The organism is Candidatus Manganitrophus noduliformans (assembly GCF_012184425.1).
Lineage (GTDB): Bacteria > Nitrospirota > Nitrospiria > SBBL01 > Manganitrophaceae > Manganitrophus > Manganitrophus noduliformans.
The window spans coordinates 1,269,081-1,281,607 of record NZ_VTOW01000001.1 but is presented as its reverse complement, the minus strand read 5'-3'; the positions used below and the strand labels follow the sequence as shown (position 1 = coordinate 1,281,607).

The 12,527-nt window shown below is 54.8% G+C and carries 12 protein-coding genes; all 12 read right to left on the bottom strand.

The window, feature by feature from the left end; translation table 11 throughout:
* Window positions 1–88 precede the first annotated feature (88 nt).
* The 12 genes from MNODULE_RS06380 to fabD all read right to left on the bottom strand — a co-directional run bounded on the left by MNODULE_RS06380 (window position 89) and on the right by fabD (window position 12,509).
* Window positions 89–700 (bottom strand): fused DSP-PTPase phosphatase/NAD kinase-like protein, encoded by a 612-nt coding sequence (locus MNODULE_RS06380; RefSeq protein ID WP_168058611.1) that lies wholly within the window; start codon window positions 698–700, stop codon window positions 89–91.
* 9 nt (window positions 701–709) lie between these two features.
* The gene (locus MNODULE_RS06375; protein ID WP_168058610.1) at window positions 710–2,581 is read right to left on the bottom strand and encodes a M23 family metallopeptidase; all 1,872 of its coding nucleotides are present in this window, start codon (window positions 2,579–2,581) and stop codon (window positions 710–712) included.
* Window positions 2,582–2,705: 124 nt separating this feature from the next.
* Window positions 2,706–4,244: an eCIS core domain-containing protein gene (locus MNODULE_RS06370; protein WP_168058609.1), complete on the bottom strand. Its 1,539-nt coding sequence runs from the start codon at window positions 4,242–4,244 to the stop codon at window positions 2,706–2,708.
* Entirely contained in the window at window positions 4,231–4,638 is a 408-nt protein-coding gene (locus MNODULE_RS06365) for a hypothetical protein (protein ID WP_168058608.1), read from the bottom strand. The genes MNODULE_RS06370 and MNODULE_RS06365 overlap by 14 nt, the downstream gene beginning before the upstream one ends.
* A gap of 499 nt (window positions 4,639–5,137) precedes the next feature.
* Window positions 5,138–6,700 carry an SIR2 family protein gene (locus MNODULE_RS06360; protein ID WP_168058607.1) on the bottom strand — a complete coding sequence of 521 codons (1,563 nt, stop codon included), beginning with the start codon at window positions 6,698–6,700 and terminating at the stop codon, window positions 5,138–5,140.
* A gap of 101 nt (window positions 6,701–6,801) precedes the next feature.
* Window positions 6,802–7,671: an AbiJ-NTD4 domain-containing protein gene (locus MNODULE_RS06355; protein WP_168058606.1), complete on the bottom strand. Its 870-nt coding sequence runs from the start codon at window positions 7,669–7,671 to the stop codon at window positions 6,802–6,804.
* 41 nt (window positions 7,672–7,712) lie between these two features.
* The gene (locus tag MNODULE_RS06350; protein ID WP_168058605.1) at window positions 7,713–8,258 is read right to left on the bottom strand and encodes an HPP family protein; all 546 of its coding nucleotides are present in this window, start codon (window positions 8,256–8,258) and stop codon (window positions 7,713–7,715) included.
* Window positions 8,259–8,418: 160 nt separating this feature from the next.
* Window positions 8,419–9,135 (bottom strand): ribonuclease III, encoded by a 717-nt coding sequence (gene rnc, locus MNODULE_RS06345; RefSeq protein ID WP_168058604.1) that lies wholly within the window; start codon window positions 9,133–9,135, stop codon window positions 8,419–8,421.
* Window positions 9,136–9,180: 45 nt separating this feature from the next.
* On the bottom strand, window positions 9,181–10,422 hold the full coding sequence (gene fabF, locus MNODULE_RS06340) for a beta-ketoacyl-ACP synthase II (protein ID WP_168059228.1): 1,242 nt from the start codon (window positions 10,420–10,422) through the stop codon (window positions 9,181–9,183).
* An 82-nt stretch (window positions 10,423–10,504) separates the two neighbouring features.
* Entirely contained in the window at window positions 10,505–10,735 is a 231-nt protein-coding gene (gene acpP, locus MNODULE_RS06335) for an acyl carrier protein (protein WP_272953223.1), read from the bottom strand.
* An 80-nt stretch (window positions 10,736–10,815) separates the two neighbouring features.
* On the bottom strand, window positions 10,816–11,574 hold the full coding sequence (gene fabG, locus MNODULE_RS06330) for a 3-oxoacyl-[acyl-carrier-protein] reductase (protein ID WP_168058602.1): 759 nt from the start codon (window positions 11,572–11,574) through the stop codon (window positions 10,816–10,818).
* Window positions 11,574–12,509, bottom strand: a complete 936-nt coding sequence (gene fabD / locus MNODULE_RS06325; RefSeq protein WP_168058601.1) for an ACP S-malonyltransferase — start codon at window positions 12,507–12,509, stop codon at window positions 11,574–11,576. The genes fabG and fabD overlap by 1 nt, the downstream gene beginning before the upstream one ends.
* Window positions 12,510–12,527 lie beyond the last annotated feature (18 nt).

The window sequence follows — 12,527 nt, the reverse complement described above, 5'->3', positions numbered from 1 at the left end:
TTTTTAAAAAACGCGCCCCGTCCAGGGAAAAAGCATGGCCTTACTGTAGCGGAAGAGAGGGGAAGTGTCAATGGAAGAGGAAGGCCCGTTAAGGCGCCCGTTGCATCCGCTTTCGAACCCGTTCAATATCCAGGCGCTTAAGAAAACCGGGATTGCGAAACCAGACGGTGTTGAAGCGAAAATCGAACATCTCATGAATGGCATCCTCAGCGGTCCAGTTCTCGAAGAGCATCCGGTAAGCGGCGATGCTGTACCCGGTTCGGTCTTTCCCCTCGGCGCAGTGAACGAAGACCGGCGCGCTGTCGGGATCTTTCAATAATCTCTCAAGCTGCGTCAAGAACAGAACCAGCTCCGCCTCTTCGGGGTTCCAGGCATCCATCGGGATACGCAGGTAATTGAGCTTCGTCTCTTCCAACAGCGGAAGATCGTCATGGTGCTCGCGAAGGGAGATGATCGTCTTCGCTCCGGCGGCTTCGAGGTTTCGGAATCCCGCTTCGGTCGGCTGCGCTCCCCGCCAGAGCAGGGGAGAGACTTTTGAAAAATTGGAAACCCCTTCGATGCAGGTGTCGCAAGGCTGCGGCCCGCTCCGGGTCGGCGGCGTGGCGGGGCGCGTCGCACATCCCGTCACGAGGAGGACAATCGCGCCCCAGAGGAGGAAAAGTCCTCTTATCCGTTTTCCGATGCGTGCTCCAGCCGCCACGCTTCGTTCCTACTCCAGCATCTCAACGTGAATCAGCCGGAGCTTCTCCTCATCAAACAGCCGCTGGGCCTCGAGGTTGAAGGAGTCGAGATCGCTCCGGAAGTACCAGCGGTTCGCCCAATCGCCGGAGCGGGAGATCCCCACCCACCGCCGCTGGCTTCTCTCGACGTAGGTCGTCACATGCACCAGCCGCTTCCCCTCGTTGTCGAAGAGGTCTTGCGACTTCGTCCGGAAGCTGCCGAAGTCGGGACTGATCCACCAGCGGTTCGCCCAATCGCCGGAGCGGGAGATGCCGAACCATTTCCGCTTCCCTCCCTCGACATAGGTCGTGACATAGATTAATCGGAGGCCGTTCTCGTCGAAGAGCTTCTGCGCCTCCTTCGAGAAGCTTCCGAGGTCCGGCTTGACGATCAGCCGGCTCGCCCAGTCCCCTCCCCGCGCAATCCCGAACCACTTCCGCTGCGTCCCTTCAAGGTAACTGCCGGCCTGGATCAGACGCAAACCTTGTGTATCGAACATCTCCTGGGCCTTCGCCAGAAACGAGGAGAGATTGTTGCTGATCCACCACCGGCTGGCCCAGGTCCCGGCGCGCGAGATTCCGACCCACCGCCGGTTCCCGTTTTCGACAAAGGTCGCAATCCGGATCAGCCGCCGTCCATGATCATCGAACAGCGCCTGCGCCTTCTGCTGGAAGCCGGCCAGGTCCGGGCTGATCCAGTAGGAGTTCGCCCAGTCCCCCTGCATCGAAATCCCGACGGTCGGCACCGGGAATCCGGGATAGGTCGACGCCGGCCAGATCGAGACGGCCTCTTTCGAGATGCCGTGGCCCCGCAGCGCAAACCACGGCCCCTTCGCCCCGGGCGGCTTCAGCTTGCTCCGGTCGACCACCCATCCGGCCCGGAACGGGAGCGGCCGGAGCGGCCCCGACGTCGAATCTCTCACGCACTCGATGTGGGTGTGCGGGTTGGTGGAGTTCCCCGTGTTGCCGACCCGCCCGATCATCTGGCCTTCATGCACCCGCGCCCCCTTTTTCATGAGCTCGGCGGGGATGCTCCCCTTTTTAAGGTGCGCATATTTCACCAGCTCCGTACCGTGCCGGATCCAGATGTTGTTCCCCGCGCCCGGGCTCGGCGTCGGATCGGGAAACTCGCCGAGGACGGTGTTGTCGTCCATGCCGTCGAACCACTCTTCCACCTCGCCGTCCGCCACGGCGCGAAGCGGTTTGTTATAGATCCGATAATCTTCATTCTTCGACGACGCGCCTCCCGGAAGGAGGCTCGACCATTTTTTCGCCTTGGGGTCCCAGCCGACCACGCCGATGTCGTGGGCGAAGATCTGCGTCCCCTTCGCCCCGCCGTTGGCCCAGTGGACCGCGTCGGTCTGATAATACTCATCCTTCCGAAGCTCTCCCGCCGCATAGGGAAACCGGTAAGCCCCTTCGGGGGTCGGGCTCTTGTGAGGGGCCAGCGACATCGTCACCGTCGCCGGATCGGTGAAGTCCTTGCAGCTCACCGAAATTTTGATCTGCGACGGCGCCGGCGTGTTCAGGTAGACAGCGTTGTTGATGAAGTCATCGACATCCGGATCGGGGTCGAGATCGACCCGCCCGTTCGACCAATAGGCGGCCGCGCCGGCGGCAAGGTCGAGGCTGCCGTCCATGTTCACCCCCTGCATGTTCGCCGCGGCATGCGAGGAGCCGGGGAAGGAAAACTGGATCTTGTTCACCTTGACCATGCCGCGTCCATTGTTGTTTTTGATCCGCAGGCGGAGGACGATCTTCACCATTGTTTTTCCGGTCGCTGTTGTCGCCGCGAGGGGAAGGTAGACGGCTTTGCCGGATTCGACCGGTTCCACTTTGATTTCGAGGTTTGGAGCGCTCATGATTGTCTCCTTGTGATGGCGGATGGACAAGACATCGCGTCGCCGCGAAACGATGTCCCTCAATGCGCTGCGTTGATGCGGCTTCAGCATGGATCAGGTTATTGACAATGGATGCCGCGCGATTCTATTTTTTCCCGGTCTCAGCCGGCTTTTGCTTGAGCGCCGCTTTGCACGCCGCCTTGAGCGCCTCTTTCTCGCTGCTTCCGGCGCCCGTTGCATCGATCACCGCCTCGCACGCCTTCTCGCTGCCGGCTTCCAGCCCTTTCCGAATGCCCCCTTCGGCCTTCTTGCGCAAATCGTCGGAAATCGGCAGCTCTTTCAGGATCGGCTTGAATATTTCATCCATCAGCACATCGATCGCCGCTTCGCTGAGGCTTTTATTCTTTCTCGGATATTTTCGGTCAATCTCATCGATGATGCGCTGGTTCTCTTTGGCGCGATCCCACCACTCGGTCTCGGCCGGATCGCGGTACGGGATTCTCCGTTGATTCGGGTCGTAACCGGGCGGCAGCTTCGGCGGGAAGATGACAGTAGGCTTTTCGAACGTGGGCCGCTCGGGCGGCTTGAGAGTATAATCGATGCCGAATGAGATATTGCTTTTCTGCACCCGAAAGAAGACGTTCACCCGCCGGTTGCGTGGCTCGGGCTGCTCATTCTTGGTCGGCACCACCGGCTCGCTCTCTCCTTTGCTCTCGGTGCTGAGCAGGCCGGCGGGAACCCCTTCCCCCTCCAGAAAGGCTTTCACCACATCGGCCCGATCTTGTCCCAGGGTGAGATTCTTCTCGTCTTTCCCGACCCGGTCGGTGTGGCCGGCGATGTGGACGGTAGAAAGAGGATACGTGCGAATGAAATAGAGAATCTGCCGCGCGGCGTAACGGAGCGCATCCTCGCCCTCTTTTGGAATTTTGGCGCTGCCGGTCGGGAAGCGATCGATGGTCGTCGATCCGAGGGCGCTCGCCAGCAGGGGCGACGCATTCTCCCGCAGATCGGTCGGCCGGAAGGGGGAAAGTTGAAAATCGCTCTCCATCGAAGGATCCGGCTGACGTTGAATCGCTCCGCTCCCCCCGCCGGTCTGTTGGACAACATGGGCCAGCTCGTGGGCGAGCAGATGCCGTCCCGCCGCCGTTGCCGGTTCGTAGCGGCCGGCGGCAAAGACGATGTCTCTCCCGGCCGTGTAAGCAAGGGCCTCGATCTGCCGGGCGGAGTCGGACGCCTTGGCATCGGCGTGCACCCGCACCCCGCTGAAGTCATGGCCGAAGCGGGATTCCATAAATTGACGGGTGCTCAAATCGAGCGGCTGGCCGGGGGAGGTGATCACCTCGTTTACGACAGGCGGGGCGGTCCTATTGCCGGAATCGTGTTCGTGAGCCCGCTTCATCTGCAGTGGCCCGCTCCCATTTTGTTTGCACTTGGGGCATGATGCGCCGCAGGCGCAAGGAGACGCAGACGTCCGCATCACCTGATCGGCGATGTGATCCGCTTCCTGCTCGTAGCGGTCTCCCGGCGTGTTGACCGTCAACTTTCGTTGAATGAACCGTTGGACCGCTTGGTTGCCGAGGGTACGCTGCAGGTGTGGAATTGGATCGGTGCGATGATTCGACGGAGCGAGACTGGGAGAAACTGATCGATGAGAGGGATTCTGCTTTTGACTAAAGGTTCGCATCTGCACCGTCCTTACTCGAAACCCGACCGAGAACCCGAACGAGCATCACCCCGAGAAGGCCGGCCAGCGCCCCTAAGAAGAGAAGCCAGATCCCTTCCGTCCCTCTGAAATAATGCTGGTAGAGATGAACGTGCGGATTGGCCGCCAAGGCCACCCCGAGGGCGGCACCGGCCGCCAAGCCGAGCGCGGCGCGTTGAAACATCTCTTTGCTCAACCGGCCCCCCGAAATTTCTTTGAAGTGTCTGATCGCTATCCCGATCACGCCGCCGAGAGATCCGAGGACGACGAACCGCATCGTCCGCTGCCATTCGGGCAGGAGCGCATTGAGATTGTAGCCGAGGAGTCCGACCGCAATCCCTCCCGCGAGAACAAGAACGATCTTCTGCGCGTCCATGCTTTGGAACCTCCGATTGTCGGACAACTATATACGCTTGCTATTAATAGTGCCGTTTCCATGTAGAAGTCAATGCGCAATCTTTAATGGGAGATACATCGCTCACCTCGAATGAATTCGACTTAGGAATAGGTAGGAGTGCAGATGATTTTATCTTTTCAAAGCTCTACTTCGGGTTGGATACCACGTTACTAAATTCAATAACCAGTCTTCTTAGTTTTATATATGAGAATAATCGAAAATAAATTATTACTTATATTTATAGCCTCAAAAAACCACATTATAAAATTTTATTTTCACTCCTATCTACAGATTCAAGGATATTCTTTTTTTCAATCTCAATAACCAATCTGCTAATTATTGGAGCTTTATCCTCGTTATCGAAAACACAGTTATTTTTTCCGCTTATCACAGTTAGGATGTTTTCCAATTCCGTTTTTTTCAAATCCCTTGAGACGACATAGTCAGAAAAACTAATATTGTCTTGAGCCCACGGTTTTTATACTTGCCCAAGATCAGACAAAATATCTGTTAAAAAAGCTAGAGCCTGTGGTTCTTTCATCCATTGTTGCCTCGCAATAATTAGGTTTTGTACTTTGTTAATCAGAATTACAACCGTCGCAATACTCCCGCCAGACATTAAATTAATGTACAACCTAGAAGCAAGAGGATTTACATCAACTTTTAAGTCACCTATGATCGATAGAATAACCTCTCGGATTTTCCCCCAGAAGTGTGGGATCATATTATTGTCATTGTTCCCAGCAGCATGAATGATTCCTAGAAAGGCACTTTCAAATATCTGCTCATTATTGAGATAAGTTCTTTTTATAACCCCCTCTTTATAAACTTGGGAAAGCTTTTCTAGAATTTGATAGAGTACTTCATTATCACCACCTCTAGCTGCTTGTAGTAGACCTTCTGACCAGTCTATATTTGACCCAGATATTTCCGCTTGTTTCCTTTTTTCTGCAGAGGCACGCGAGGATCTAATACTGTTAAAGATTTCATTCTTTAATGCAGACAAAACCTTTTCAAAGAGATACGGCAAACAGATAACCCTTCCCTCTAAAGATGATGCTATTACTCCATCATATGTTTTCAACCGAGTCTGATATATCTCCCACGCGTTCGGGCTAATTAGTACTATATGGAATTCTCTATTACTTCTCGCAATATCCCAAAATATTCTTCTAATGTGATCATCCCTAAAAGAGTAACCAATAACAAATAGGGTTTTACAGAATAATAACCGGTGTTTCATTTCCAACAATAACTCAAAGAGGGGCTCAACATATTCGTACTTTTGAGCTGGGTATAGCATGAGGTGTTGTACACGTTCTCTTGTTAAAAGTTCAATAGAAGAATCATCTTTCGTGAACATTACAGGTATCTTAAGATATCGTCCTCGATCACTTCCATACCACATAATAGAACCGTGAATCTTAAAAAGGCGAACATCCGTATCCGGATCATTAAACACTTTCGGATTCCAAGCTTCGTCAAAACCATCTCTATACACTAACTTATTCTCAGTGCAGAACAACTCGATACAAGTATCATAATTTGCTGAATAAATATCTAAAGGATGAAACTCTTGGATGAATCCACGCAATGGTCCTAGATAATTTATTGCTTGCACTTCAACAATTACCTTTGATTTAATAAAATTCCGTAGATCCTTTAGTAAAGAATTTGCGTCAAAATCTTTCGGGAGACGTAACTTATTTTCTTCGAAAAAAGGTAACAGAAGATCTTGTTCCTTGTTAGCTAAACGCTGCAAACTTTCAAGTAAAAGTTCTATGTCTACCAGTCTTACCGGATTTTGATTAAGTCCCCATTTTTCTAATATAGCTTTGATGCATTGTACAAACTCTCTCTGCCTTTCGCTTAGAGAACCAATAAATTCCTCCACGAAACCAAAAGTGTGCGGTACACCGGCTGCAACAGATGCACCAGCACCAAGGAAGAAAGCAACTTCAGTCGGCATATCTTCATTAATTGCATGCTCTTCGCTCGGAGATTCTCCAGACGGGATCCTTCTCTTTGGAGAAGATTTCATTTTTGAATCGGCCTCCGCTCTTCTTCTATCATAATAAGAAAATAATTCGCCCCACCGTGACGCCCCTAAACTCTAGTTCAATGAGCAACCCTCATACTCAGTTACTTCAACAAACCTGCACCATCTGCCTTTACAATTAGATAGTTCACAAATGCAGAGCATACGACAGTCATATATTTCGCCTCCACAAAACCTACTGTCGGTTGATCCAGAATGGCATGTCGTATACCACTTTCGTCACTTGTAAATCCGTAGAGATTCAAAAAACCAGCCTTAAGGGCACCATGAAGCTCCATTTTAGATGAAAGTTGCTTCAATGCAGCGTCAAGTGTTGCTGTATCTGAGCCTGTAATTTGTTTGGCCACGGACTCAACAGCACTGATGGCTTCTTTAATTGCGTTACGATAATCAGGGTCGGGCTTTTTGGATAGAAGCCTAACAGCGGTACAAATATGTTCTCGTGCACCATGAAGTCCTTTTTTCCTGGAAGCCTCAACGGCGTCATCAATTTCTGCTATTTCGACCGGATTTGTGATCGGTGCAAGCTCTCCTTGAATGAAACGAAACCCAGAAAGCTCACGCTCCAAGATGGCATTTATTACAGAAATGAGTTGACTAGTATCGAAGCGGTGGTAGGAAGTATGAACACCATAGGATTCGGCAGTCATATTGCGGTGATTGTGGACAAGAAATTCGATGAAATCATATACCCTATACCACTCTAGTGAGTAGAAGTACTCCTTGACCCATGTCCGACTGTCGTAATCACGAGAAGGCAATTCATCTTTTGGCACCTTCCTAAAACACTTCGCGGTGTAATCAGCAACTCGTTTCCAATAACGAGACCGGTCATCTTCGTACAGGTCAAGAAAAAGATTCCACAGTGAATTGCGGAGAGCCTCATTTATAGAGGTTACCTGAAGGGTCCGATTGGGTTTTACAACTCCAATCTTTTCTGAAAAGCTAGCCATTAACTAATCCCTTGATAAAAGATAAAAGGGTCGACTTTCCCTCACCACCACTTCACCGGATATTCCTTCCCAGGCCGGAGGCGGCTCCAAAACATCGCAACCAGAAAGAGCGCCAGAACCCCGGCGCCGACCGGATTGAGGAGAACCATAAAATCGGCGTGATTGTGCACCATGAACAACGGATTGGCCCCGGCGGGGGGATGGATCGTTCGGGTGGTCACCATGTAGATCATCGTCAGGACGACGGCGAGCACGGAGACCCAAAGGGCATCGCCGAACAGCTGATAACAGAGAATGCCGATGAAGGCCCCTCCGAGATGTCCGCCGAAGAGGGCGCGCGGCTGCGCCGGCTCGGTGTGGCCCAACGCGAAGAGAAAGACGGTGGTTCCGCCGAGGGAGGCGAGGAGGAAGGGAGACTGCTCATTGGCGACCAGCCAGAGCGCAATTGCAATGCCGATCGCGGCGCCGACCGCAGATAAACCGAGGTCGATGAGGTGACTCCGACGATCGGGAACAAGGACCTGTACCTGTTCAGACTGTCCCGCTTCGCGGCTCCGATTCCACTGCTTGGCCTGCCCACCCAACATACCATCAACCTCCTAAGAACATGGCAACCTTTATATTCCAGATTTATGACGAAAGTCAATGAAGGATCTCGAAGAGGGATAAAGCGCGGTCGTTTGATGTCATCCTGAATGGAGTGAAGGATCTCTGGATGTCGGGGCTTTTCAATCGGTAGGAGAAATATTAATCGGCCGGGGGCGGCCAGCCCTTCCTCAACTTATCGAGCGCGATCTGCGCCGCCCGCTGCTCCGCTTCCTTCTTGCTCCGACCGGTGGCGGTGGCGTAGGGGGTGTTCTGAATCCGGATCTCCACTTCGAAGAGCTTTTGATGGTCGGGACCGGTTTCTCGGATCACCTGATAGAGGGGGAGCGATTCGAATTCTTTTTGGCAACGCTCTTGAAGCTCGGTCTTGTAGTCGGCCGTCATTTCAGGGCGAGTCAGTTCTTGAAGCGCCGGCTCGAATTCCCGCATCACGACCTCCCGCACCGGAGAGAGGCCGCCGTCAAGATAAACCGCGGCGATCAACGCTTCGAGCGCATCGGCCAAAAGCGAGCTCTTCTCCCGGCCGAGGGTCCGCTCCTCCCCTTTTCCGAGATAGAGATATCGTCCCAGATCGATCTCTTTAGCGATCCGGGCGAGCGTCCCCTCGCTGACCACCCGCGACTTCATTTTGGAGAGATCCCCCTCCGGGGCGTTCGGAAAGCGGGCGACGAGCGCTTCGCTGATGATCAAATCGAGAACCGCGTCGCCCAGAAATTCAAACCGCTCGTTGTCCTCGACCGTCTTGTCTTTCGTTTCGTTGATGTACGATTTGTGGGTGACCGCTTGCCGGAGCCGCTCCGTCATCTGGAAGGTATATGCGAGCCGTTGCTGAAGCGCGGAGAGGTCTGAAGGGGACATGGGGAGAGGTTCTCTCAGTGGGGTTCGCCTGCGAGAAAGGGGAGTTTAGTTTTCCTGATACTTTCGGAAAATGATCGTGGCATTCGTTCCGCCGAAGCCGAAGGAGTTGGAGAGGGCCACATTCACATCGGCCTTCCGCGCCTGATGGGGGACGTAGTCGAGATCACAGAGGGGATCGGGATTGTCGAGGTTGATCGTCGGGGGAAGAATGCCGTCCCGGATGGCAAGAATGCTGAAGACCGCTTCGATCCCGCCGGCGGCGCCGAGAAGATGGCCGGTCATCGATTTGGTGGCGCTGATCGGAATGCGGCCGATCGCCTCGCCGAAGACCGTTTTCATTGCCCTCGTTTCGATCGCATCGGCCATGGTGGAGGTGGCGTGGGCGTTGATATAGCCGACCTCGCCCGGCTGAATCTCGGCGTCTTTCAAGGCGAGCCGCATGCAGCGCGCCGCCCCTTCTCCCTCTTCCGAAGGCGCGGTGATGTGATATGCATCGGCCGACATGCCGTATCCGACGATCTCGGCGTAAATGCGGGCGCCGCGGCGACGCGCACTTTCAAGTTCCTCCAAGACAAGGATGCCGGAGCCCTCGCCGAGGACGAACCCGTCCCGATCTTTGTCGAACGGGCGGCTGGCCCGCTTGGGATCATCGTTTCGTGTGGAGAGGGCGCGGGAGGAAGAAAAACCCGCGACGGAGAGAGGGGTGATCGCCGCTTCGGTTCCGCCGGCGATCATGACATCGGCGTCCCCGCGCTGGATCATTCGAAAGGCGTCCCCGATGCAGTTGTTGCCGGTGGCGCAGGCGGTCACCGCGCAGGAATTCGGCCCCTTGGCGCCGAACCGGATGGCGAGCTGGCCCGGGGCGAGATTGATGATCGACATCGGAATAAAGAAAGGGGTAACCCGCTTGGGGCCTTTTTCGAGAAGGACCTTGTGCCAGGCTTCGATCGCGTTGAGCCCGCCGATGCCCGATCCGACGTAGACGCCGACCCGTTCCGCATTTTCGGGGGTCACCTTCAAGCCGGAATCGTCCATCGCCATCTGTCCGCCGGCCATCGCGTAGTGGATGAAGGTGTCCATCTTCTTGATCTCTTTCCCGTCGATATAATCGGCCGGGTTGAAATCATTGACCTGGGCCGCGATTTGGCAGGGATAGTCGGTGGGATCGAATCGGGTAATTCGACCGACACCCGATTCTCCAGAAAGGAGGGCCTTCCATGTTTTCTCCACGCCAACGCCCAGCGGGGTGACTGCCCCCAAACCGGTCACGACAACCCTTCTACTCAGAAACGTACCCCCTTACTTAAAAAATAAAGCTGCGTCGGGCCACAGAACCGGACCCAACCCGATAAAGCGTTCCGAACAACGACTATACTTTCTCTTTGATGTAGTCGATTGCATTCTGAACGGTGAGGATTTTCTCCGCATCTTCGTCCGGAATTTCAATCCCGAACTCCTCTTCGAACGCCATCACCAGTTCAACGGTATCCAAAGAGTCGGCCCCGAGATCCTCGACGAAGGAGGCTTCCGGAGTCACATCCTCATCTTCCAGACCCAACTGCTCCGAAATAATTTTTTTAACACGCTCTTCGACTGCCAACGCTTTCCTCCTTATAGATTGAGTAGAACACTCAATGGTCTTGATTGTCATACTGGAGAGGGGACCCGACCTCTGGTCCCTCATCCACCCATATACATGCCGCCGTTGACGTGAAGCACCTGGCCGGTCATGTAGCCTGCGCGATCCGAAGCCAAAAAAACCACCGCGTTCGCGATATCCAAAGGACTTCCCAGACGCGCCAGCGGGATCTGCTTCATTAAATTCTCTTTTACTTCGGCGGAAAGGACCGCCGTCATGGCGGTATCGATAAATCCGGGGGCGACCGCGTTTACCGTGATGCCGCGGCCGGCATATTCCCGCGCCACCGTTTTGGTTAAACCGATGACCGCCGCTTTCGATGCCGCGTAATTCGCTTGTCCCGCATTTCCGATGACGCCGACGATGGAGGAGATGTTGATGATTCTTCCCCGACGCTGCTTCGACATCGAAGAGAGAACCGCCTTCATGCAGTGGTACGTTCCCTTGAGGTTGACCGAGAGAACCGCGTCCCAGTCTTCATCTTTCATCCGGAGCAGGAGGGTATCGCGGGTGATGCCGGCATTGTTGACCAGGATATCGATTTTTCCCCACTGCGAAACAACCGAATCGACCATCGCCTTCACCTCTTCGCCGCGGGCGACGTTGGCCTGGACCGGCATCGCTTTTTTCCCCTGTGCGGTCAGCTCGGCAACGGTTTTCTCCGCCGTTTCGCGATTGATGTCGGAGACTACCACACTCGCGCCGCAATCCGCAAGAAGTCCGACGATCGACTTTCCGATCCCCTGCGCCCCTCCGGTGACCAGCGCGACATTCCCCTGCAGGTCGATGAAATCCCCCATTATTTCTCCAAAAGCTCCTTCACCTTCTCAACGCCGGCGGCATCTTCCGCGTTCGCCGTCGAGAGCCGGCGATCGATCCGCTTCAGCAGTCCCGACAAGACCCGTCCCGGCCCGACCTCGATGAAGAGATCAACCCCGTCTTCCCGCATCCGCTGGATCGTCTCCTCCCATAAAAGCGGGGAAGAGAGCTGATCGATCAGACCCGCTTTCGCCTCACTCCACGTCGTGATCTTCTTCGCCTGGAGATTGTTGATCAGGGGAATGTCGAGATCGCGACCCTGAACTTTCTCCAACTCCGCGGCGAGACGGCGGCAAGCCTCTTTCATCATCGGCGAGTGGGAAGGAACACTTACGGCGAGCGCGATGGCCCGCTTCGCCCCCCGCTCCTGCGCCAGCGCCATTCCCCGCTGGACTGCATTCGACTCGCCGGCGATCACGACCTGGTCGGGGGCGTTGTAATTCGCGGCGGTCACCCGGCCGGTTTCGTTGGAGGCCTTCTCGCACACCTCTTCGACACTCTTCCGATCGAGCCCGAGAAGGGCCGCCATTCCCCCTTCTCCCTTCGGCACCGCTTCCTGCATGAAGCGGCCCCGCTGCTGGACCAATCGGACCGCCGCTGCGAAGGGAAGCGCCCCCGCCGCAACCAGCGCCGTGTATTCCCCCAGGCTATGTCCGGCGACGACCGCTGCCTTTTGAATCGGTGCTCCGAGGCAGCGCCAAGCGGCGATGCTAGAGACGAGAAGGGCCGGCTGTGTATACTCGGTCTGATTCAGCTTCTCCTCCGGACCTTCGAAGCAGAGCCGGCTGATCTCCCATCCCAACGCGCGATCGGCTTCGGCAAAGGTTTCCCGCGCCGTCTCAAACCGGTCGCAGAGATCTTTTCCCATTCCGACATACTGCGATCCCTGCCCGGGAAAGAGAAATGCGATCGCCATCTACCGGCTCACCGTTGC